We start from the raw sequence: 22,663 nt of genomic DNA on the forward strand, positions 1-22,663 counted from the left end.
CTCCAAGCGCTTCTCGTATGGCTCGTTCCGCGCATCCATGCGCGCGATGATCACGAAGTCCGGATCGACGCGGGTATCCACGGCGGCTTTGATCTTTCCGGCAAACTCCTGGGCGGAGATGAACGCCGCTCCCTCGCCTGGGTCTTTCGGCGTCATCTGGTCCTCGATGTGGATGCCCGATACGCCCGAGCGCTCGAACTCGCGCACGGCGCGCACGGTGTTGACGACGTTACCGTGCCCGGTCTCGCAGTCCGCAATGACCGGCAGGGTCACCGCGTCGGCGATGAGGGTAGCTCGCGCAACCTGCTCAGTGAGGGTCAGCAGGCCCATGTCGGGGAAGCCGGCCGCCCGGTGGGACCCGGCGCCCGAGATGTGCACGAGGTCGAACCCGAATCGCTCGACCAGCAATGCGCTGATGACGTCATGGGTGCCTGGCGCCACGTGGCCGCCGGGTTCGTTGAGCATCCGGCGCAGGGCCTGCCGCTTCTCCTTCGCAGTTGTCACGAATTCCTCCTCGGTTTGTGTTGCGCATTGTTTGGGATATGCAAAGCCGCGTACCAGGAGCGTCTGGTGGGTCGCCGGTCAATCGAGGTCCCAGAGGTGGGCGTTTCGCGCCATGCCCCCGACCTCGCCCCCCGCCGAGAAGTCATCGGTCAATGCCCGCACGCCTTTGCGCACGGCCGCAAAGGTTGTGCGGTAGTAAAGGGGCATCATGGGAAGATCTTCCGCCATGATCTCCCCCGCCTCGCGCAGGAGCTGACCCTGCCGCTGCTCGTCGAGAGTCGCTGCGATCGCGTCAAGGATCGAGTCAAGGGCCTGGTTCGCGTAGTGCCCGTTGTTGCCGCCAGCCCATCGATTCTCCGCGGTGGCCTGGGCCCGACCGTCGAACGCGTCGAGGAACGTCTCACCGGCGCCCCGCGCCCGAATCACGATGCCAGGAAAGACCGAGACATACTCATTGTCGCGAGCGGCGCGCGCCGGAACGGTCTCGCTTGCATCGATCCCCATCCGGCGCCAGGCGTCGGCGACGAGGGAGACCTCGCGCGACCAGGTGTCCAGCGCCCCGCGCACCTCGATCTCCACGCGGCGGCCCTCGCGGTCGACGAGACGCCCGTCGCCCGTCTGCCGCCAGCCGCCGGCCGCGAACGACTCCACGGCACGGGCTGGGTCATAGGGATAGCGCGCGAAGGGCTGGCCCGCCAGCTTGGCCCGCGGGTCCTGAACGAGCATGAACGAGTCGCCGCTGGTATTCGGGAATCCCGGCAACATCGATTCGCGGATCGCGTCGCGGTCGACCGCATACAGCAGACCCCGGCGCAGGCGAACGTCCTGGCTCAGCTCAACGGGCCTTGCGAACTGGGGATCGAACTGGAAGAGGCCATAGAGGACGTTGTTCTGGCGTGAGAGGACCGTTCCCGCACCACTCTGTTGCCAGGTGTCCCGAAGCTGCATAGCGACGTCGTCGGAGAAGGTCTTGTCGGCGGCAATGTCGACCGTCCCGGCCTGGAGGTTCGCGGCGAGGACGCTGGCGTTTCCGATCGTCTTGATGATGACGGTGTCCAGCTTGGGGCGACCAAGGAAGTAGCCGTCGAAGCGCTCGTACACTTGCTGCTCACCAAGGCCGAAGTCGACGAGGCGGAACGGCCCGGTGCTGACGTATTCCGTGCTGAAGTAGGGCAGCGCCTTGAACGCCTGCCGGTCGCCCTGAAATGGCTCGCCCAGGAGGTGTTTCGGAAAAGGCCAGAAGCGGCGAAAGTCCATGTCAAGGGCCCGACTGAAGGGCGTCCGCCAGTGAACGACGAGCGTCGCTGGGTCGGGAGCTTCGACGGATTCGGCCTGGAGGATCTCCTTCGACGCCGCGCTCAGGAAGTCAGGATCGCTCAGGAGCTGGAAGCTGAAGGCGAAGTCGTCCGCCGTGACTGGCGCGCCATCCTGCCAGCGGGCGCCGGGTCGGATCTTCCACGTCGTATCCATGCGACCATCCGGCGCGACGACGAGCGTGCCGTCATCCAGCGATGGAAGCTTGGCGGCGAGCCGAGGCTCCAGCTCACCGGCCGTGTCGATGCTCACGAGGCCCATCGTGTGCACTTCGGCTACCGAGTTCGCTCCGCCGCCAGTGATGTTGAAGTTCCACGGCCCATAGCCAGCGATCGAGTTGAGTACGCCGATGGTGAGCACCTTTGGGCGCGGAGACGTCGCCTCCTGCCGCGGCGCGCCGCGGAAGTCGCCCGACGGCGACGGCGTGCACGTGATAGCGAGCGCGGCCGCAAGCGCCATCGCAAGGCCGGGCCACCATTGGGCCCCACTTGCCGACGCGAGCCCGCCCACGGTGCGCACCTCAAATTCCGGTCTGGGCTTGACTTGACCCGGCGCTCAAGCAGATCGGTTCCACCAGGAGGCGAGTGTATGTAGGAAGCTCCGTCGTGTCCAGCACTCCGGTACCTCTGGCCGCGCTCCCTGTTGCGAAGGTACGTGCGTCGCGAAGTGGACGTTCCGCGGCGGTGGTTCGCGTCGGCTCAGCTCACTGCTCGGACCCCCACTTCGTCCAGGTGACGCAGGAGGTCAGCCGGATCGGCGTAGACGCGGTACGCGCCCGCCCGCTGCAGCTCGTCCTCGCCGTAGCCTCCGGACATGAGCCCGACGCCGAGGGCGCCGGCCCGCCGCGCCGCGAGGAGATCCCAGATGCTGTCGCCCACCACGATGGATTGCTGAATGGCGCAGCCGAGCACATCGGCGGCGGCTACGAACAGATCGGGATCAGGCTTCGCGTGCGGGACCAGGTCCCGCGTGATGATGGGAGCATCGGGCGGCACCCCGAAACGGCGAATCGCGCGACCGACTCCAATCGCCTACGCCACGAAGGGGTTGTGGATCGTCAGCCCCTCGATGCGCTGCCCGTGCTGCAGCTCCTCGCTCAGCAGCCTCGTGCATCCCGAGGATAGCGGCGCGCCAACGATAAGCGAGTCGTAGGAGGTATAGCGGTATCGAGCCTGAATCTCGAGAGCACGCGCATAGACCGCCTGCCTCGGCATGATCGTCCACCGTGGCAATAGGACATCTTCGTCATCTCGTGCCTGAAACGTGGTGCCGAAGGGGGGATTCGAACCCCCACGAGGTTGCCCTCAACGGTTTTTGAGACCGCCGCGTCTGCCGTTCCGCCACTTCGGCCCGTATCACCGTCTGCTCCCGCGACGCGTGCCCGAAATTATAGCTGCGCCCCTCCGGCCACCAAGAACATGGATAATCCCCTGCGCGGCACGGCGATCGCCTGCTCGATCTCCAAACTCGGGCGCATGACAGGGAGGCAGCGGTGGGACTTCTCTCGGGCAAGACGGCCCTCGTCTTCGGCGTCTCCAACGATCACAGCATCGCGTGGGGGATCGCCCAAGCCTTCGCGCGGGAGGGCGCGCGGCTGGGCTTCAGCTACGCCGTGCCCATGGAGCGCTGGGCGCGCCCCCTCGCGGAGTCCCTCGGCTCCACGTTCATCGAGCCGTGCGACGTGACGCGCGACGATGAGATCGCAGCCGTCATGGAAAAGGCCGAGGCGCAGCTCGGAGCCGTCGATGCCATCGTGCATTCGGTCGCCTTCGCGCGACGCGAGGAGCTCTCGGACGCGCCCTACTACTTGACTTCGCGCGACGGGTTTCACGTCGCCATGGACGTCAGCGTGTACTCCTTCACCGCGATCGCGCGCCTCGCCCTTCCGGTGATGCGGCCAGGCGGCGCCCTACTCACCATGACGTATCTCGGGTCCGAGCGCGTGGTCCCCCACTACAACGTCATGGGGCTCGCAAAGGCGGCCCTCGAGGCCAGCGTCCGCTACCTCGCCTACGACCTGGGCCGCGACGAGAAGCGTCTGCGGGTGAACGCCATCTCCGCCGGCCCGATCCGAACCCTGGCTGCGCGCGGCGGCATCACGGGGTTCGCCCGCATGCACGCGGAGTTCAAAGGAATCGCGCCCCTGCAGCGCAACGTGACCACCGAGGACATCGGCAACGCCGCCGTGTACCTGTGCTCCGATCTGGCGGCCGGTGTGACGGGAGAAGTCCACTTCGTGGACGCCGGCTTCAACATCGTCGGTGTGACGGAGAGCGAGCCGGGCTGAGGCCGACCGGTGATGACCCCAAAAACAGCCTGAGGCCCTTTGGCACAGCCAAAGGGCCTCATCCACAGGCCTGGGACATTACCTCGAAGGTCGGCTAGCGCACCGCCTCCGAGGTAATGCCCATAGGTTGATCACTCATGGGCATCACCTCCTTCGCGGTAGGGAATATATCACGGTATTGAGAGGCCAGCCAAATCGAACACGCCGTCGCGTGTCACAAACGCATCACCCGACGGCGGCCCCGATGGCGACGTGGCGAACCGGCCCCGGCTCGCGACCGGTGAGCGACGTGAAGACGCGGGCGAACGTCGCGGGGTCGCCCGTCGTGAAGTAGCTCGTGCTCCCAACTTGCCCGTTCGCCGCGATCCCCTCGAGGCGCAGCACTCTCGCAACCTGGCGGGCCACGGCGCCGACGGGATCCAGCACCATGACCGAGGGGCCACAGAGGCGCTCAATGATGGGGCGCACAAACGCATAGTGGGTGCACCCGAGTACGACGACGTCTGCTCCGGCGGCAAGGATCTCCGTCAGATAGCCTGCCAGCAGGCGCTCCATTTCCTCCCCACCCACGACACCCTGCTCAATGAGCGGCACCAGATCGGGGCACATCTGCGTGACCACGCGCGTCCCGACGGCGAACTCCTGAATCAGCCGAGCTAGGCGCCGGCTCACTGCCGTCGTCGGCGTCGCCAGCACGCCAATGGTGGCGGTGCGTGTCTGCTCCGCGGCCGGCTTGACGCCCGGGTCCAGCCCGATGAACGGAACGTCGAAGCGCTGGCGCAAATGGCCGAGGGCCACGACGGACGCGGTGTTGCAGGCCACGACGATGGCCTTCGCATCCATCCCCAGCAGATACTCGACGATCTCGTCGCAGCGGCGCTCGATCTCACGCGGTGTCTTCGTCCCGTAGGGCGCCTGCTGGCTGTCGGCAAGATAGATACAACGCTCCCCCGGCGCGTGCGCGCGGATCGCCTGCAGTACCGTGATGCCGCCCATGCCGGAGTCGAAAACGCCGATCGTCCGCTCGTCACCCATTCCAAACTCGATTATAGGGGTCCCTCCGGGCACCCACGCGAAGAACGCGCGGGCGTCAGCCGATAGAATCCCCTCCGATGGATCTGAGCAGCCTGACCATCGACGAATTCTTGGAGCGCCTCGGCTCATCCGATCCGACCCCGGGCGGCGGGAGCCTCGCCGCCCTGGCCGGTGCGATGGCCGCCGCCATGCTGGCGATGGTCTGCAACCTAACCGTCGGCCATGCACGCTATGCCGACGTGGAGCCCGAGGTCCGATCGCTGCTGGATCGCGCGCGCGCGATCCAGCAGCGCCTCCTCGCGCTGGCCAACGCGGACGTCGACGCATATGAGTCGGTGCGCGATGCCTATCGGCTCCCGCGAGGGGCCGAAGACGAACGAGCGCGGAGGGCGGCGGCCATCGAACGTAGCATGATTCGGGCGACCGAGGTGCCGGTCGACACCGCCGAAGCAGCCCGCGAGATCGTCGACCTCGCCCGCCGGGCCGCCGATATCACGAACGCCAACGCCCTCGGCGACGTCGTCGTCGCCGGACATCTCGCCGCGGCCGCCGTCCACGGCGCCGCCGCTCAGGCGCGTCTCAATCTCGCGACGATCTCCGACTCGTCCTTTGTCGAGCGTATCCGGGACCGAGTCGCTCGCCTCACCGACGACATGGACGCGCGCGTGGCAGACATGATGGCCGCGATCGATCGACGGGCCGACGGCTAGCATAGAGCGAAGAAATACGAGCAAGCGGTTCGTGCTGAGGAAAGGGTGAACGGTTCCTGAGCACCCTTCATGCGGCCCGTCGGTCCTCCAAACAACCGCACGTATAATTTCCGGTCGATGGCTGCGATCGTCGTCGACGGCAACGCCCTGGCGCGTGAGGTTCGGTCGGAGGCCGGCAGCCTCCTGTCACGGCTCGCGTCACGGGGCCTGCGATCCCCCTCCCTGGCCATCGTCCAGATCGGCGACGATGCCGGCGCCAGCCTCTACACGCGCCGCCTGCAACGCAGCTTCGCCGACACCGGCGTGCGCGTCGAGGTGCGGCAGCTCGCCGCCAGCGCGTCGCAGGGCGAGGCGCTGGCGTGTATCGCCGAGCTGAGCCGCGATCAGGCGATCGACGCCATCCAGGTCCAGACGCCGGTTCCGGCGCACATTGGCTTTTCGGCCCTCGCCGACGCTCTCGACCCCGCGAAGGACGTCGACGGCGTCCATCCGATCAACGCGGGACTGCTCGCCCAGGGCCGCCCGGCGATCGTTCCCGCGACGCCACTCGGGGGATTCGAGATCCTCACCCGCCATGGCATTGCCATCTCGGGCGCCCGCGCGGTCGTCGTTGGCCGCAGCCCGACCGTGGGCCGGCCCATGGCGCTCCTCCTCCTCCAGCACGACGCCACCGTGACGGTGTGTCACACGCGCACGAAGTCTCTGGGCTCCATCGTCGCCGAGGCCGAGATTCTGGCCGTCGCCGCCGGCCGGCCGCGGCTCATCGCCGCCGAGATGGTCCGGCCAGGCTCGGCGGTCATCGACTTCGGGGTAAGCGTGGTCGATGGGAAGGCGGTGGGCGACGTCGACCCGGCCGCTGCCGACCGGGCCGGCCTGTATACGCCCGTCCCGGGCGGGACCGGTCCCATGACGACGGCCATCCTGCTGCGCAACGCCATCACGCTGTACTGCCGGGCGCACGGAGTCGCCGAGCCATGAAGCTGACACCTGGGAAGCTCCACACTGGGTTCATCCTCTCTGCCCTCGTCCTCGTGACGGCCGCCACTGCCCCGATCAACGCCCAGAACCGGGCGCCGGTGGCAATTCCGCCGGTCCACCAACTGGCCGCGTCGGCGGACACGCGGACGCTGGGAGAGCGAGCTCTCGATGTGGATCGCACCCTCGCGGTCGACATCGGCAGCCGCCCGGCCGGCAGCGAGGCGGAGCACCGCGCGGCCGCGTTCCTCGCGCAACAGTTCATCGAGATGGGCTACGCCACCGACGTGGTCCCGTTCGACTACACCACGAGCGGCGGCGGGTCTGGCACCAGCCAGAACGTCGTGGCCCATAGCTGGAGTGAGGATACCGGCGCGCCGCTGGTCGTCGTCGGCGCCCATTACGACTCGGTTCCGGCGGGCCCGGGCGCGAACGACAATGGATCGGGCACCTCGACCATGGTTGAGGTGGCCCGGGCGCTGTCCGGCGATCCGCCGGGGTCCGTCGCGGTCCGGTTCGTGGCCTTCGGCGCCGAAGAGATCGGCCTCAAGGGCAGCGCCGCATACGTCCGCAGCCTATCGATCCGGGACCGGCATCGGATCGCGCTGGCGATCAGTCTCGATATGTTGGCCGTGGGGGACGAAGCGCAGTTCGCCGGATCGGATCCGTGGCGAGATGCGGCGATCGCTATGGCGGTCGACCGTGGCTACGACGCGCGTGATGCCACTGATGAGCTGCGTGGGCTCAGCGATCATCAATCGTTCCTCGACGCCGATATTCCCGCGGTCCTCTTCCACGCGGAGAGCGACCCCGCGTATCACACCGCCCGCGACGTCATCGAACGAGTCCAGCCCGATTACATGGGGCTCATGGGCGACATAGCCATCGCGCTCATCCGGAGCGCGGCGGGCTGACGGATGGCCCAACAACGCGATGCCGATCGCTCGCCTCTGGAGGCCCACGTCGTCGTCCGTGGTCGTGTACAGGGGGTCAACTTTCGGTGGTACACACAGCAGCAAGCACAGGCCCACGGCATTAGCGGGTGGGTGCGGAACTGTCCCGACGGCTCTGTGGAGGCCGTGCTCCAAGGCGCGCCGGAGGCAGTGAGAAGCATCGTGGAATGGATGCGGCTCGGCCCGCCCTCCGCCCGCGTCACCGAGACGGATGTGGAGTGGCGAGCGCCGGCAACTGTTGCCGACGCGTTCGAGATCATTCGCTAGCACGGACTATCATTGGCGGGGGCCGGCAGGTGGCACCGGCCCGGCTCCACACTGCACGAATCGGAGGGCACACGCGTGGCGGGACAGATGATCCAATTTCCATCGAATGGCGGCACCGCCGACGGCTACCTGGCCAAGCCGGCGTCTGGGTTGGGCCCGGGCGTCATCGTCGTCCAAGAGTGGTGGGGGCTCAACGACCACATCAAGAACGTCGCGGACCGTCTCGCGAACGAAGGATTCGTCGCGCTTGCGCCCGATCTCTATCATGGACAGCTGACTCGGGAGCCGGACGAAGCCGGCAAGCTCATGATGGCGCTCGACATCGACCGCGCGGAGAGGGACCTCCGCGGCGCTGCTGAGGCCCTGAGGCAGAACGGCGCGACGGGCGCGAAGGTGGGCGCGATTGGATTCTGTATGGGTGGACAACTCGCTCTCTATGCCGGCACCGTGAGCCCGCACGTCGGAACCGTCGTGGATTTCTACGGCATTCATCCCAACGTGAAGCCCGACTATTCGAAGCTCCAGGGACCGGTGCTGTTGCTCGTCGGAGACCAGGACCCCATGTCGGGACCGGGCCCGTCGGGTGAGGTCGAGCGCGCAATCAAAGCGGCGGGAAAGTCGGCGGAGATGGTCGTCTACCCCGGCGCCGGGCACGCCTTCGTCAACGACACCCGCCCCGACGCCTACAACGCCGACGCGGCGAAAGATGCATGGGAACGAATGGTTCGCCACCTGCGAGCCAACATTTCATAGGCAATCGCGACGATCGCGGTTGAGGATACGCTACGACTCCGCGGACTCGTTGGCGGTCGCGGCGAGGCCCGCGCCGGACATCAGCTGCTCGGCGCGGCCAAGGTCCACCGCGCTGATGACTGGGAGCGCGTCCGGGTGCCAGAAGTCGAACGTGACGACAGACGCCTGGCCAGGATCCGGCGCCCGCACGTGGTCCGCCGTCAAGGCCTTCCCAGAGTAGCCGACTCGCAGGATTTTGATCGGGTCCCCATGGCTAATGCAAACGACCGTGGCTCCCGGGTGCCTGCGCAGGACAAGTCGAAGGGCACGGTTCATACGGGCGAATACGTCGGCGATCGTCTCGTCGCTGTCACCCTTCAGGGGATCGTAGTAGCTGAAGCCCTTGATTTCCCGCACCACCGCGTTTGACTCGCCCTGCCACGACGTATGGACTTCGGCGAGCCATGCGCAGCGCCGGACCGGCGCCCCAGGGCAATGCGCCGCGATGATCGCGGCCGACTGGCGCGCCCGGAGCAAGGGGCTGGTGTAGATCGCGGCCACGGCCTTGGTCTCGAGGTAGCACGCTGTGCGCTCGATGTCGTCCAGGCCCGTCGACGAGAGACGCATGCGCGGGAGGCGCCCGTAGATCAGGTTCCGCGGGTTGTGGACGTTGCCGTGCCGGACGAAGATCACGCGGGACGGGGCGCTGGGTCCGAACCGGCCCATTCGCAGAGCGGCAGGCGCTGTGGCCGCCGGCCCGGCCACGTCAGGCTCGCGTCGCGCGGGGCATCGGCTCGTCGATCTCGAAGTCCAGCCCAACGTCGAGCGCCGGCGTCGAATGAGTCAGGGCCCCGCTCGAGATCACGGTCGGCCCCGCCTCCGCGTAGGCGCGAACGGTTTCGAGCTTGACGCCCCCAGACACCTCGGTGACCGTCCTGCCGGCGATCATGCGAACGCCCTCCCGCACCTGCTCGGGCGTCATATTGTCGAACAAGATTGCGTCGACCGGCGCCTCGAGGATCTCGGGAATCTGGTCGAGGCGATCGACCTCGACCTGAACGCGCACCGTGTGGGGGACGCGGTCGCGCAGCATGCGCAGCGCCTCGAGGGTCCCAATCCCTTGATTGCGCAGTGCGACCAGGTGGTTGTCCTTCACCAGGACGCCGTCGGAGAGGTTGTACCGGTGATTCCGTCCCCCGCCGACCCGGACCGCGTAGCGCTCGAGGACGCGAAGGCCTGGCGTCGTCTTCCGCGTATCGATGATGTGGACGGGGCAACCCTCGATCGCCTTGACGAAGCGCGCCGTGGCGGTCGCGATCGCGGCCATCCGCTGGACGAAGTTCAGGGCGACGCGCTCGCCCTTGAGGATGCTTCGGGCGGAGCCGCGCACCAACGCGACGGTCGTTCCCGGCTCGACGTGGGCTCCCTCGGACACGAGGCAATCGATCTCCACCGTCGAATCCAGCGCGCGGAAAACCTCCGAGAGAACGGGCGCGCCGCAGACGACGCCGCCGGACCGATAGACGACGGCCGCGCGCGCCTTCGTCGCCGCTGGCACGAGGTTGTCGGTCGTAATGTCGCCAGAGCCAAGGTCCTCGGCCAGGGCATTCGCGACGATGCGACGCACGTCGGCGATCGGCAAGTCGAGAGTTTCAGGAAGGAGCGCGGTGGCCGTGCCCGATGGGCTCATGAAGGCATTACTCCATCGTCAGGATGGAGGATTATACTCCGCGGGAGCAAAAATCAACCGCGCGACGCTTCACGCATGTGCCCGGCGCACCAAGCCCCGGTAGACCGGCGGGTTGGTTTCGATCCCGAGATAAACGTGCCCAGTGGCGCGACACCATGCCGGAAGATCGAACAGGATCGCCTCATCGGTGGCCAACACTTCGAGGATTTCTCCCACCCCGATGTGCTGAATTCGCTGCGCGGCCCGGATGATCGGAATGGGGCACACGGTGCCGCGGGCGTCGACGGTCGCGGCCACATCCATGCGCGGTCAGTAGCGGGTCAGGTTCACGATGACGCCCAACGGCTCCGGGGGCGTGGACGTCACCATACCCCAGCCCTGCCAACCCGCTGGCAGCGCGTCGAGTGCAGGGAGATAAAACGTCCCCGATGCTCCCGCCGCGATCGTCTGCGTGACCGCGCCCGCGCTGGTGCCGTCTGGCGCTCGGAGATCGAGGGTCACGTCGCTCGATCCGGTCCCGAGGTTCTGCACCTGCACGCCGGCGTTCCAGCCGCCGCTATCCCGGGCCAGGTTGGGCGCCGCCACGCTGGTGGCACCAGCCCCAAACGCGCGATAGGTCATCGCCACGTCGCGCATTGTATTGACCTGATTTACGATCGCAACCAGGGGTTGGTCCCCGATGGAGGAGATAATCGCGGAGCCGACGAACCCATTGGGCAGGTCGGCGTTGGCTGGCTGATAGAACGTAGCAGACTGGCCCGGTTCCACGGCGCCGCGGTCTACCCACGTACCTCCCCCATCGCTCGCGAAGTACGTAATCAGCACGTCCGCGGTGGTGTCTCCGACGTTTTGCACCTGAATCCCCGTATCCCAGCCGTTGGCGTTCTTGAACAACAGTGGCGCGCTCAGCACGACGCTGCCACCGAGCGCGCCGTCGTAGCTCGCGCCGTTCCCACCATCGCGCGATTCGCTCACGAGCGCCGCGATCGAGCCGCCAGGGGCCACGTCGACTTGCAGGGAGCCTACGTATCCGTCCGGTAGGTTCGGATCGAGCGACTGGATCAGCGTGAGCGAGGCCTGACCTGCGATGATGAGGGTCCCCGTCCACGGGCCGCCGTCCCCATTTGACTGGCGGTACGTGTAATCGACGCTGACCGGGTCGGGACGCAGATTCTGGAGTTGCACGCTCGTCTCCCACCCGTTGTACCGCTTGAAGAGCAGCGGGATAAAGACGTGCTCGGAGCCGGCTGCTACACCGCTGTACGCCAGCGCGTTGGCATCCGACGAGACTTCGGTCACCGAAGCGACGATGGGCTGCGCGCTATCGATCACGCCCGCGCCCGCATATCCGTCCACAAGCCCCGGCACGGCGCCGGGATCGACGATTTGCGAGCCATGCGGCGGCAGCGACAGGGAATATCGGCCAGACGTTCGGCCGGCATCGTCGAGGAACCGCAAGGTGGCGGAACTGGAGCTCTCCGAGGTGTTGGCTACGGACACAAGGGTCGTCCAACCGTACCAGTTGCGCATCAGGATGGGAAGCGCAACGTGGCCCGATGGCGCGTCGACTCCCACATACGAAGCCGCCTGTGCGCGGACGGGTGTCGGAGCCGTGGGAGTGGAAGTCGGCCCGATGGTGGGAGCGGTCGTCGGGGTCGCCGTCGGCGTTATCGTTGGGCTCGGCGTCGGGCTCGGGGTCGGTGTGGGCGGCGGCAGCGTCGCGGCCAGCGCCTCAGCGACGAACTGGTCCACATCCACGAATGAGCCGGTCGAAGCGGCCGCGTGCTGTCCGAGAACGGTGATCACCAGGCGATGCCGGCCCGGCGGGAAGTCGCCGAAAGTGAGCGGCACGTTCCAGAGGGGTGTTGCGCTGTACAGGTCGATGGTGCCTTGTGTCACGCCGTCCACATCCACGCGCGCGATACCCCGATCTGGACCCTTCGACGTCACCCACGTAACGGACGGACCGTCGAATTCGATCGCGGCGCCAAGCCCAGCGCTCGCAGTCCGCCGCGCCACGCCGCCACTCGGGCCGCTGGTTGTCACGGTATCCCATGCCCCGGCGTACCCGATGAGCGGGCTGAACTCCTCGATGGTCTGTTGTCCATCGGGTACGGTCTCCGTGATGATGATGGGCGCCCCGCCGACGATGTAATCCGTTGCGTCGGTCCCGTTGTTATCCGTGGCGCCGGCCAGGTCGACCTGATATTGCCCAGCCGTGGTGTGGAGCTGCTGCGTCGCTCCCGTCTGGTCCACGGCGGTGGCCGAGGTGGCCGCGGCACCCAGCAGAGCGGTCCGGCTCGTGGCGCTCCGATTCCAGGCAACGATCACGCGCTGGCCCGGCTTCTGCATCACGATCTGCTCGGTGTCGCCCTGTCGAGCGATCACGCCGGAAGTCGCTTTCGAGAAGGCGCGCGTGGCCACCTGGTAGGCGATGTACTCGGGCCTGATCGTCCCGACGTCCCGTACGAGGCCATAGGCCTCGGGCCATTCGGTGTCCTGAAACCGATACACGAGGAACCGGTCGACGCCCGCCGCGATGGAGTACGCAGCGGCTTGGATCACGTACGACGCCTGCTCGGTGACCGACGCGGACCAGGGATAGGGACGGAAATTGTTCATCGGTGACTCGTCCCACGCGGGCACGTTTGTCTCGTTCACCCAGATGGGCTTGACGCCGATGGTTGAAGCGAGCTTCTGCCTGCTCTGGGTCACCCGCTCGTAGATGTCCGACGGGCGGCTGTACGTATGCCAGGCGAGAATATCGAAGTAGAAGTTGTTCGCCTTCGCGGTCGGGTCGGCTACCATCAGCCGAAGGATGTCGTCCAGAAAGTTGGGATTGGGCCAGTAGGCGAGCCCTCCCATCGCCACCTGGGCGGTGCGATCGACGGATCGAATCGCCAGGTAGCTCACTTTGAGCATCTGGTAATAGTCAGCCGTGCTCCCCGCCCAAAAGGTGTTCGGGTCGTCCTCTTCGTTCCAGATCTCCCAGTATCGGATGCGGCCCCCATAGCGCGTCGCCGTTTCCCGGACGAAGCGGGCCCAAAGGTTACCGGGATCGTTCCAGGGGAGGTTGAGCCCGGTCGGGAGGTGGGTCCGCGAATCGGTCGCCCAATCAGGCATGCTGATAAGGATTCCCTGGACGCGCAGTCCGCTGTTGTTGCTGGCCGTGATCATCGCGTCTGTCGTGGACCAGTCGAACCGGCCGCGCGTGGTCTCGATATCGGCCCAGCGAAACTCCCAGCGGTTCCAATGTGCTCCCGCGTTGAGGGCGAGCTGCTGCGAGACCGCCGATCCGTCGACGTGGTCTATGCCCCAGCGGTCGTCGGAATCCCGAACCGCGGGAAGCGGGACGAGATCCGCGGCGACGGCGTCAGAAAGCACCTGAACGGGCGAAGGGGGGAGAAAAAGAGTAACGGAAAGAAAGAGCGCGGCTATGGTCCTGAGGCGAAACAATCGGTTCCCTGTACTCCGGTAGCCCGCGCCGTGCAACGCGTCCCCGCATTGTATCCCACGCTGTCCCCTGCCCGGCAACGTCCGTTACAGCGTCATGAAAATTTCACACATTCCGAAACCAAGCCTTGACGCGCCGAATTGTCGGACAGGTAGAATGACCAGGTTCTCATTCCGGAGGTCGATGCCGGTGCGGATTGCTCAAATTGCGCCTGTTGTAGAAAGCGTTCCGCCAGCCAAATATGGTGGAACAGAGCGCGTAATTGCCGCGCTTTCGAACGAACTTACCGCTCTTGGTCACGAAGTAACAGTCTATGCGTCTGGTGATTCCACTGTCGACGCAAACCTCGTGCCAGTAGTCGATCGAGCACTTTGGAAGTCAGAAAAGCCCACCTCTGATTTGCTCTTCCACCTGGCGGAGCTTGCGCGCGTCATTCGCGAGTCGGACCAATTCGACATCATCCATTCTCATCTCGATTGTCTTGCCTTCCCGTTCGCGCGGATGAGCAAGGCTCCAATGGTGCACACGATGCACGGCCGTTTGGACCTTCCCGAGCTCCGGCTGCTCACGGACGAGTTCCGAGATGTCAACCTCGTCTCCATTAGCAGCAGCCAACGGCGCCCCCTACCCGCCGCCAACTGGGTGGCGACGGTCTACAACGGGACGTTGGTCGAATCGGCCCCGTTTGGCCGCGGCGATGGCGGCTATCTCGTGTTCCTGGGGCGCATCTCCCCTGAAAAGGGGGTGGCGATGGCCATCGACGCCGCCATCGGCGCGGGACTGCCGCTCAAAATCGCGGCACGGATGCCGCTGGAGCACGTAGACAATCCGTGGGTGAAGCAGGACTGGGCTTATTTTTGCGACGAGATCAGGCCGCGACTCGCAAACCCTCTGATCGAATTCGTCGGCGAGGTGGACGATGCCGCGAAGCGCGACTTACTGAAAGACGCGCGGGCCTTGCTCTTTCCCATCGATTGGCCCGAGCCCTTCGGCCTGGCCATGGTGGAGGCGCTGGCATGTGGGACCCCCGTGATCGCTCGACCCCTCGGTTCCGTGCCAGAGCTGATCGAGGAGGGTCGGACCGGATTTATGTGCTGGACGGTCGACGAGATGATCCGCGCGTGCGAGCGCATCGACACGATCGATCGTCGCGCCTGTCGCGTGGCAGCCGAGACCCGCTTCTCTCACCGGGTGATGGCTGAGGCCTACCTCGCCGTGTACCGGTCTCTCATCGGGGAGTGGCAGACGGCGCGTGCGGTGGAGTTCGCGCGCCCGGCCGACTATTCGACCGAACGTCCGATTCTGATCCCCAAGCTGTGACGATGCCCTCCACAGGGTGCGCCGTACGCCCGAACGAGGTCCGCGTCGTTCGATGGGTGCGCTTCCGTATACCGGGCTATGGCCCAACACGCGCTTTTATCGCGGGCGACGAGCAACGACGTTGACGCGAGGGCTATCCCACCCCACCGCCGTTCCGGCCAGGCTGCCATAGAGGGCCAGGACTTCGAATCCTGCGCGCGCCAGCAGGCTCTGGATCTCCGGGGCGCCATAGAGCCGCATGGAGTGCTGGTACTCTCTGCTCCGACCGTCGGGCCCAACCACGATGTCCCGACCCTGAAGCCGTCCGCTGAGCGCGTCCCATCGGCGCTCGTGCAGCACGACGGTTCCATCCTCCTGGCGATCCCAGTCCTTACCGACGAACCGCGACAGGATTCCGTCGCGGTTGGCGACGTCCAGCAAGAACTTGCCACCCGGTTTGAGGGCTCCCGCCGTCTCCCGAAGGAGAGCGAGATCCTCGTCTTCGGTCGCAAACTGGCCGAACGAACCGCCGAGGCACACCGCCGCATCGAAGGCCTGGGCAAATGGCAGCAACCGCATATCCGCCCGCACGAAGGCTGCTGAAGCGCCGGTGTCGGCCGCCCGCTGGACCGCGAGGCCAAGGAAATATGCATTCAAGTCAAGCCCCACGACGTGGACTCCCCGAGCCGCCAAACTGGTGGCGTGGCGCCCATAGCCGCACGCGACGTCCAGAACCCGCTCGCCTCCCATGAGACCGAGGAGGCGATACGCTCGATCGGCCTCGCCGGCGCCTCTGCCTGCCTCGTCTGCAACGATGGCGAGGTAGTCGGGGCCGTAGATCCCGCCCTCCTCATACCAGTTAACCGCGGCCTCGTCTCTCACCCTGGCTCCTCACCGTTGCGCGCAGTGCGTGCTCCCGAGCCCGCGATGACCACGGTGAATTCCCCCTTCGGAGCATGAGCCTCGAAATGGGCAAGCGCTTCGGCAAGCGGCGCCCGGATCACCTGCTCAAAGCGCTTGGTCAGCTCGCGGCACACGGCCGCCCGCCGTTCTTCCCCGAATGCGAGCACGGCATCCCGCAGCGTGGCGACCAGGCGGTGGGGAGACTCGTAAAAGATCACGGTCTCCTTGTCGCACGCCAGCTCTTCGAGCTTGCGGCGCCGCTCGCCCAGCCGGCGCGGGAGGAACCCAACGAAGCGAAAGGCATGCGATGGGAGGTCGGAAAGCACGAGCGCCACGAGGGCGGCGGAGGGGCCCGGCACGCACGTAACCTCGCACCCAGCCGCGAGCGCCTCGTGGATGAGTCGATACCCCGGGTCCGAGACTCCGGGCATCCCGGCCTCGGAGATCACCGCCACATCCTCACCATTGACGATGCGCTCGATGATGCGCTCGATCTTTCCCGCGCCGGTGTAGTCGTGAAAGCTGGTCGCGGGCGTGCTGATCTCATAGTGGCGAAGCAGCACCCGGGCGGTGCGCGTGTCTTCCGCGGCGATGAGGGAGACGTCGCGCAGCACACGAAGCCCCCGCAATGTCATGTCTTCGAGGTTTCCAATCGGGGTTGCCACCACGTAGAGGACCCCCAACGCGTTCCTCGCCCTCCGTCGCCATCGCCAGCCATATAATATGCACGGAACAGGCTCCGGCTGCGATCACGTGATGGAGGACGAACCTGGCGCCGCAGACCTCGGTTGATTCGGTCACGTCAGGAATTCGACCTCACGAACACATCGCGGTCCTGGACTTCGGGTCCCAGTACACCCAGCTCATCGCTCGCCGGATCCGCGAAGCGCACGTTTACTGCGAGATCCTCCCCCACGATGTGGCGCGGGATGGGCTCTTCACCGACGGACTCAAGGGCATCGTGCTGTCCGGCGGTCCAGCCAGCGTCTACGACGAAGGGGCGCCACAGGGGCCCGCCTGGCTCGTCGACGCGCCGGTTCCAATTCTCGCAATCTGCTACGGCATGCAGCTCCTCGCTCATAACCTCGGAGGCCGCGTGCAACCGGCGAACCGACGGGAATACGGCCACACGCGCATCGAGACCAGCGCGCCGCGCCACGTGCTCTTCCTCGATGTGCCGGACTCATTCAGCGCCTGGATGAGCCATGGCGATCAGGTCGAGGATCCGCCGCCCGGCTACACGACGATCGCCACCAGCGGGAATTGCGCGTGCGCGGCTATCGCCGATTCGCGCGGCAACGTGGGGCTGCAGTTCCACCCGGAGGTGGCGCACACGGCGCACGGCGCGCAGATCTTGGCGAACTTCCTCTATCGGATTTGCGGCTGCACCGGCTCGTGGACACCCGAGCGATACGTCGACCAGCGGATCGCCGCGGCTGCAGAGCGGATCGGCAGCGAGTCCGCCATCTGCGCCCTGTCGGGCGGCGTCGACTCAGCGGTTGCCGCTGCCCTCGTCGATCGGGCGATCGGCGATCGATTGACCTGCGTATTCGTCGACACGGGCCTGCTCCGACTCGGCGAGGCCGACGAAGTTATGCGCGCGTTCCAGGCCCTCGACCTCAACGTGCGCGCCGTCGACGCGTCGCGGGAATTCGCCATGCAGCTCGCCGGGATCGAGGACCCGGAGGAGAAGCGACGGCGGATTGGCGCGCAGTTCATCGAGACGTTCGCACGAGAATCGGAACGCATTGGGAGCCCGAAGTTCCTCGTCCAGGGGACCCTCTATCCGGACGTGATCGAGAGCGCCACGCGGGACAACCCGTTCGCGGCGAAGATCAAGACGCACCATAACGTGGGCGGACTTCCGGAACAGATCCCCTTCACCCTGGTCGAGCCGTTGCGCGATCTGTTCAAGGATGAAGTTCGCGACGTTGGACGCGCAATGGGCCTGCCGAACGAGATTCTTCTTCGCCAGCCGTTCCCGGGGCCTGGCTTGGCCGTGCGCATCATCGGCGAGATTACTCACGAGCGCCTCGACACACTGCGACGGGCCGACGCGATCGTGATCCAGGAGCTGCGCGCGGCCGGCCTCTACGACGATGTTTGGCAGGCGTTCGCCGTGCTGACGCCGGTCCGCACCGTCGGCGTCATGGGAGACGGCCGCACCTATGCGAACCTCCTCGCAATTCGGGCCGTCACGAGCGAAGACGCGATGACGGCAGACTGGGCACGACTGCCGTACGACCTGCTGGCACGCATGTCGTCCCGCATCGTGAACGAAGTGCCCGGAGTCAATCGCGTCGTGTACGACATTTCGTCGAAGCCGCCCTCGACCATCGAGTGGGAGTAGGTCGTGCGAGTGCTCGTGGTTGGGGGAGGAGCCCGCGAGCATGCGCTGGTCTGGAAGCTTCGCTTCTGTCCGCAGGTGACCGCCGTCTACGCGGCCCCCGGCAACGCCGGCATCTCTTTTCTCGCGCACACCGAGCCCGTGCGCGCGGACGACATCGGCGGACTTCTCAACATGGCGCGGGAGTACCAGATCGATCTCACCATCGTGGGCCCTGAAGCCCCCCTTGCCGCGGGCATCGTCGACGTATTCCAGCAAGCGCACCAGCGGATCTTTGGACCGAATCGCGCGGCCGCGCAGATCGAGGCGAGCAAAATCTGGGCGAAGCAGCTCATGGACCGAAACCACATCCCGACGGCGCGATGGAGCCTCGCCGGCGATCCCGATGAGGCGAGGAGCTACGTCCGAGAGTTCGGCATCCCGGTCGTCTTGAAAGCGGATGGCCTTGCCGGCGGCAAGGGGGCCGTCGTATGTCACACACCCGATGAGGCAGAGGCCACGATCCGCGATTTCATGGTCAATGCCACCCTGGGCGAGGCCGGAAAGCGCCTGGTCGTGGAAGAGTTTCTCGAGGGAGTGGAGCTGTCGGTATTCGGGCTCGCTGACGGTCGAACCGTGGTGCCGCTCATCGGGGCTCGCGACTACAAGCGCCTGGAGGATGGCGATCGAGGGCCGAACACCGGTGGAATGGGCGGCTATGCGCCGCCGAGCTACGCCACTGCTGACGTGCTGCGGTCCGTGAACGATACGATCCTCGCTCCCACGGTCCAGGCGATGGCGGCGGAAGGCACTCCGTACGTCGGTGTGCTGTACGCGGGACTCATGATGACGACCGACGGGCCCAAAGTGCTCGAGTTCAACGGCCGGTGGGGCGATCCGGAGGCGCAGCTCGTCCTTCCCCTTCTGAAATCCGACCTGGCCGAGCTGATGGACGCGTGCATCGACGGCCAGCTTGGCGGGGCGGCCGTTGACTGGGTCGAGGGCGCGACGTGCGGCGTCGTGTTGGCGTCACCCGGCTACCCGCACGCGCCTCAGACCGGCAGCAAGATTGAGGGCCTCGACGACATTGACGAGGGCGTGTTCGCGTTTCACGGCGCAACCCGTGTGCTGAAGACGCCCGAGCCCAACCGGGGTTGGCTGCGGCGCGGTGTGCGCCGTACGACGGACGCGGATATCGGATTCTTCACTGACGGGGGGCGCGTCCTCACCGTGGTCGCGCGCGGCGCGTCGGTCGCCGAGGCGCGCACGCGGGCGTACGCGAACGTGGACCGGATCCATTTCGATGGCATGCAGTATCGGCGCGACATCGCGGCGCAGGAGCCGGAACCGCGCGACGCGCCGCGCCCGCTGACGCGCGAAGCGGACGCCATGGCTGCTCAATCTGCGGCGCCGACGCGCATCGACCCCGTGACGGCGCCCCGCGAGACTTCGACGACGGCCGAGCCACGAGAACACAAATCAGCCATGTTGGAGCGCGATGTTATGCCCCTCGTTTCTGTGCTCATGGGAAGCGAGTCCGACAGGCCGATCATGGAAGAGACGGCGAAGGTCCTGGACGCACTGGGTATACCGCACGAAGTTCACGTGATGTCAGCCCACCGGACGCCCGAGCGAGTCCGCGAGTTTGCCCGGACCGCGCGGGAGCGGGGGATCGAGGTGATCATCGCGGGAGCCGGCGGCGCGGCGCACCTTCCCGGAGTCCTCGCGGCGCAGACGACGTTGCCCGTGATCGGCGTGCCGATTCCCGGCAGCAGCCTCGGTGGACTCGATTCGCTCTTGTCCATCGTGCAGATGCCCGGCGGGGTGCCCGTGGCCACCGTCGCCACCGGGAACGCCGGGGCGCGCAACGCGGGCTACCTTGCCGCGTCAATCCTGAGTCTCGCCCACGATGAGATCGGCGCGCGATACCGAACGTTTCGTCGTGACCAGAGTGGAGGCGACCTGGCGTGAACAAGGACGATGCCCGATGATCGACCGCTACACCTACCCGGAAATGAAGCGCGTTTGGTCTGAGGAGAACAAGCTCCAGAAGTGGCTGGACGTCGAGATTCACGTGTGTGAGGCATGGGCCCGAAGGGGCGTCATTCCCGCCGAGGACATGGAGTCCATTAGACGGGCGCAGCTCAACCCGGAGCGCATGGCCGAGCTCTTCTCCCAGACCCACCACGACATCGTCTCGTTTGTCCGCTCGGTGGCGGAAACCGTCGGTCCCGCCGGCCGTTTCATCCATCTGGGTCTCACGTCATCGGACGTGCTCGATACGGCGATGGCGCTCCAGGTTGGGGAGGCCTCCGAGATTTTGGATCGAGACCTGGCGGGCCTGGAGGAAGCGCTGGTAGACCGCGCGCGGACGCACAAATACGCCATCACCATCGGTCGGACGCACGGCATTCATGCCGAGCCGACGACGTTCGGCCTGAAGCTGGCCGGCTGGGTGGCCGAGGTGCGACGCGGACGCGAGCGCCTTAACCGTGCGACGTGCGAGATGAAGGTGGGGAAGATCTCCGGCGCGGTGGGCACGCACGCGAACGTGCCCCCAGACATCGAAGAGGAAGTGTGCGCCGCGCTCGGGCTCGCGGTCGAGCCGGTATCGACGCAGATCGTGCACCGGGACCGGCATGCCGCCTACATCGCGTGCCTCGGTGTCATCGCGTCGTCCCTCGAGAAGTTCGCGACGGAGTTGCGGGCACTGCAGCGGACCGACATCGCCGAGGCGTTCGAGCCCTTCAGCGAGGGGCAGCAGGGCTCGTCGGCGATGCCCCACAAGCGGAACCCCGAGCTGGCGGAGCGCGTTTGCGGCCTCGCGCGCTTCATCCGCGGCGCGGCCGTCCCCGCCATGGAAAATGTTGCGCTGTGGCACGAGCGCGACATCAGCCACTCGTCGGTCGAGCGCCTCATCTTTCCCGATTCCTGTCTGGCCCTGGACTACATCCTGCGAATCTTCGCTCACATCGTGCGCGGTATGGACGTCGATGAAGCCCGAATGCGGCAAAATCTGGACCGGACTCGGGGCCTCGTGTATTCGGGGCGCGTGCTCCTGGCGCTCATCGACAAGGGGATGGCGCGCAACGACGCGTACGAGCTAGTGCAGCGGTATGCGAAACGCGTTTGGGCTGGCGACGCAGGCCTTCAGGAGCTGCTGGCGTCAGACCCAACGGTGACGCAGCTCCTCCCCATCGACGAGCTGGGCGCGCTCTTCGACGCCGGCTACCACCTGCGGCACGTCGACACGGCATACGAGCGATTGGGGATTAGCTGATGGCGCACGCATTCTTGGAAGGAGCCCCCGCGCCGGCGGGCGTCAGCTCCGTCACGATTCCCGGTGTACCCGTGTTCGCGCACGGGAAGGTGCGCGACATCTTCGACCTGGGGGATCACCTGCTCCTGGTCGCGACCGATCGCCTTTCCGCCTACGACGTCGTCATGAATGAGCCGATCCCCGGCAAGGGGATCGTGCTCACCGCTCTGTCCGAGTTCTGGTTTCAGCGGACGGCCAGCATCGTTCCCAACCATTACGTCGCAACAGACGTTCGGGGCCTTTTCGCCGGGCAAGCGGGCGTATCCGAAGAGAGGTTGGCTGGGCTGCAAGGGAGGTCGATGCTCGTCCGAAAGGCAAAGCGAATCGACATCGAGTGCGTCGTGCGGGGTTACCTGGCCGGGTCAGGGTGGGCAGAGTACCGCCAGAGCGGGACGTGCATTGGTCACCGGCTGCCGAGCGGCCTCAAGGAATCGGCTCGGCTACCCGAACCCATCTTCACGCCGGCCACAAAAGCAGAGACCGGGCACGATATGAATATCTCGACGGCGGAGATGGCGAACATCGTTGGGACCGAGCTGACGCGGCGGCTGGAGGATGCGAGCACCCGTCTCTACTCCGCGGCAGCCCGGCACTGCGAAGACCGCGGAATCATCCTCGCCGACACGAAATTCGAATTCGGGCTGCTCGACGACGACGTCATCCTGATCGACGAAGCGTTAACGCCCGACTCCTCCCGATTCTGGCCCGTCGACGGTTATGCCGCGGGCAGCTCACCGCCCAGCTTTGACAAGCAGTACGTGCGCGATTACCTGGACTCGACCGGGTGGAACCACGAACCACCGCCTCCTCCCCTGCCGGGGGAGGTCATTGCCCGGACCTCGGAAAAATACCGCGAGGCCTACGTGCGCATCGCCGGAAACGCCCGCTGATGGAA

Annotated in this window: 21 protein-coding genes, 1 tRNA gene and 1 pseudogene; 11 read left to right on the forward strand and 12 right to left on the reverse strand. The window is 66.3% G+C overall.

All coding sequences use genetic code 11. The features are described 5' to 3' along the window. From VFC51_13460 to VFC51_13480, 5 genes and pseudogenes are all read right to left on the reverse strand, one after another. A partial coding sequence (locus VFC51_13460) for an isocitrate lyase/PEP mutase family protein (GenBank protein ID HZT08032.1) occupies window positions 1–504 on the reverse strand: 504 nt, incomplete at its 3' end. 78 nt (window positions 505–582) lie between these two features. Continuing rightward, window positions 583–2,337: an ABC transporter substrate-binding protein gene (locus tag VFC51_13465; protein ID HZT08033.1), complete on the reverse strand. Its 1,755-nt coding sequence runs from the start codon at window positions 2,335–2,337 to the stop codon at window positions 583–585. A gap of 179 nt (window positions 2,338–2,516) precedes the next feature. Continuing rightward, a pseudogene (locus VFC51_13470) lies at window positions 2,517–2,816 on the reverse strand (HAD hydrolase-like protein). 33 nt (window positions 2,817–2,849) lie between these two features. After that, window positions 2,850–3,032 carry a DNA-binding protein gene (locus VFC51_13475; protein ID HZT08034.1) on the reverse strand — a complete coding sequence of 61 codons (183 nt, stop codon included), beginning with the start codon at window positions 3,030–3,032 and terminating at the stop codon, window positions 2,850–2,852. A 50-nt stretch (window positions 3,033–3,082) separates the two neighbouring features. Next, window positions 3,083–3,168: transfer RNA gene (locus tag VFC51_13480), tRNA-Leu, on the reverse strand. A gap of 142 nt (window positions 3,169–3,310) precedes the next feature. Here VFC51_13480 and VFC51_13485 point away from each other — a divergent pair. Beyond that, entirely contained in the window at window positions 3,311–4,105 is a 795-nt protein-coding gene (locus VFC51_13485) for an enoyl-ACP reductase (GenBank protein HZT08035.1), read from the forward strand. 225 nt (window positions 4,106–4,330) lie between these two features. Here VFC51_13485 and murI read toward each other — a convergent pair whose 3' ends face one another. Then, complete coding sequence (murI, locus tag VFC51_13490) at window positions 4,331–5,140, reverse strand: glutamate racemase (protein HZT08036.1); 810 nt, start codon at window positions 5,138–5,140, stop codon at window positions 4,331–4,333. Between the two features lie 77 nt (window positions 5,141–5,217). On the opposite strand from murI, the gene VFC51_13495 reads away from it, so the two are divergent. The 5 genes from VFC51_13495 to VFC51_13515 all read left to right on the forward strand — a co-directional run bounded on the left by VFC51_13495 (window position 5,218) and on the right by VFC51_13515 (window position 8,798). Next, a complete protein-coding gene (locus tag VFC51_13495) occupies window positions 5,218–5,850 on the forward strand; it encodes a cyclodeaminase/cyclohydrolase family protein (GenBank protein ID HZT08037.1) in 633 nt (210 codons plus the stop codon). A gap of 117 nt (window positions 5,851–5,967) precedes the next feature. Then, a complete protein-coding gene (locus VFC51_13500) occupies window positions 5,968–6,828 on the forward strand; it encodes a bifunctional 5,10-methylenetetrahydrofolate dehydrogenase/5,10-methenyltetrahydrofolate cyclohydrolase (protein ID HZT08038.1) in 861 nt (286 codons plus the stop codon). Continuing rightward, on the forward strand, window positions 6,825–7,739 hold the full coding sequence (locus VFC51_13505; GenBank protein ID HZT08039.1) for a M28 family peptidase: 915 nt from the start codon (window positions 6,825–6,827) through the stop codon (window positions 7,737–7,739). The genes VFC51_13500 and VFC51_13505 overlap by 4 nt, the downstream gene beginning before the upstream one ends. A 3-nt stretch (window positions 7,740–7,742) precedes the next feature. Continuing rightward, a complete protein-coding gene (locus VFC51_13510; protein ID HZT08040.1) occupies window positions 7,743–8,045 on the forward strand; it encodes an acylphosphatase in 303 nt (100 codons plus the stop codon). 75 nt (window positions 8,046–8,120) lie between these two features. Beyond that, the gene (locus VFC51_13515) at window positions 8,121–8,798 is read left to right on the forward strand and encodes a dienelactone hydrolase family protein (GenBank protein HZT08041.1); all 678 of its coding nucleotides are present in this window, start codon (window positions 8,121–8,123) and stop codon (window positions 8,796–8,798) included. A 30-nt stretch (window positions 8,799–8,828) separates the two neighbouring features. Here VFC51_13515 and VFC51_13520 read toward each other — a convergent pair whose 3' ends face one another. From VFC51_13520 to VFC51_13535, 4 genes are all read right to left on the reverse strand, one after another. Further along, entirely contained in the window at window positions 8,829–9,542 is a 714-nt protein-coding gene (locus tag VFC51_13520; protein HZT08042.1) for a histidine phosphatase family protein, read from the reverse strand. 1 nt (window position 9,543) lies between these two features. Next, window positions 9,544–10,467 (reverse strand): carboxylating nicotinate-nucleotide diphosphorylase, encoded by a 924-nt coding sequence (gene nadC / locus VFC51_13525; GenBank protein ID HZT08043.1) that lies wholly within the window; start codon window positions 10,465–10,467, stop codon window positions 9,544–9,546. A 69-nt stretch (window positions 10,468–10,536) separates the two neighbouring features. Beyond that, complete coding sequence (locus tag VFC51_13530; GenBank protein HZT08044.1) at window positions 10,537–10,764, reverse strand: sulfurtransferase TusA family protein; 228 nt, start codon at window positions 10,762–10,764, stop codon at window positions 10,537–10,539. A gap of 12 nt (window positions 10,765–10,776) precedes the next feature. Next, window positions 10,777–13,923, reverse strand: a complete 3,147-nt coding sequence (locus VFC51_13535; protein ID HZT08045.1) for a hypothetical protein — start codon at window positions 13,921–13,923, stop codon at window positions 10,777–10,779. Window positions 13,924–14,104: 181 nt separating this feature from the next. Between VFC51_13535 and VFC51_13540 the strand changes: the two genes are divergently transcribed. Then, window positions 14,105–15,241, forward strand: a complete 1,137-nt coding sequence (locus VFC51_13540) for a glycosyltransferase family 4 protein (protein ID HZT08046.1) — start codon at window positions 14,105–14,107, stop codon at window positions 15,239–15,241. A 96-nt stretch (window positions 15,242–15,337) separates the two neighbouring features. Here VFC51_13540 and VFC51_13545 read toward each other — a convergent pair whose 3' ends face one another. Both VFC51_13545 and rsmI read right to left on the reverse strand, forming a co-directional pair. Then, a complete protein-coding gene (locus VFC51_13545; protein HZT08047.1) occupies window positions 15,338–16,102 on the reverse strand; it encodes a class I SAM-dependent methyltransferase in 765 nt (254 codons plus the stop codon). After that, on the reverse strand, window positions 16,099–16,806 hold the full coding sequence (rsmI, locus tag VFC51_13550; GenBank protein HZT08048.1) for a 16S rRNA (cytidine(1402)-2'-O)-methyltransferase: 708 nt from the start codon (window positions 16,804–16,806) through the stop codon (window positions 16,099–16,101). The genes VFC51_13545 and rsmI overlap by 4 nt, the downstream gene beginning before the upstream one ends. Before the next feature lie 125 nt (window positions 16,807–16,931). Between rsmI and guaA the strand changes: the two genes are divergently transcribed. The 4 genes from guaA to VFC51_13570 are packed head-to-tail and all read left to right on the forward strand — an operon-like array spanning window position 16,932 to window position 22,658. After that, window positions 16,932–18,473 carry a glutamine-hydrolyzing GMP synthase gene (guaA, locus tag VFC51_13555; protein ID HZT08049.1) on the forward strand — a complete coding sequence of 514 codons (1,542 nt, stop codon included), beginning with the start codon at window positions 16,932–16,934 and terminating at the stop codon, window positions 18,471–18,473. Window positions 18,474–18,476: 3 nt separating this feature from the next. Beyond that, entirely contained in the window at window positions 18,477–20,420 is a 1,944-nt protein-coding gene (gene purD / locus VFC51_13560) for a phosphoribosylamine--glycine ligase (protein HZT08050.1), read from the forward strand. Between the two features lie 16 nt (window positions 20,421–20,436). Continuing rightward, the gene (gene purB, locus VFC51_13565; protein HZT08051.1) at window positions 20,437–21,729 is read left to right on the forward strand and encodes an adenylosuccinate lyase; all 1,293 of its coding nucleotides are present in this window, start codon (window positions 20,437–20,439) and stop codon (window positions 21,727–21,729) included. Beyond that, window positions 21,729–22,658 carry a phosphoribosylaminoimidazolesuccinocarboxamide synthase gene (locus VFC51_13570; GenBank protein ID HZT08052.1) on the forward strand — a complete coding sequence of 310 codons (930 nt, stop codon included), beginning with the start codon at window positions 21,729–21,731 and terminating at the stop codon, window positions 22,656–22,658. The genes purB and VFC51_13570 overlap by 1 nt, the downstream gene beginning before the upstream one ends. Window positions 22,659–22,663 lie beyond the last annotated feature (5 nt).

Source organism: Chloroflexota bacterium (assembly GCA_035652535.1).
Lineage (GTDB): Bacteria > Chloroflexota > UBA6077 > UBA6077 > SHYK01 > DASRDP01.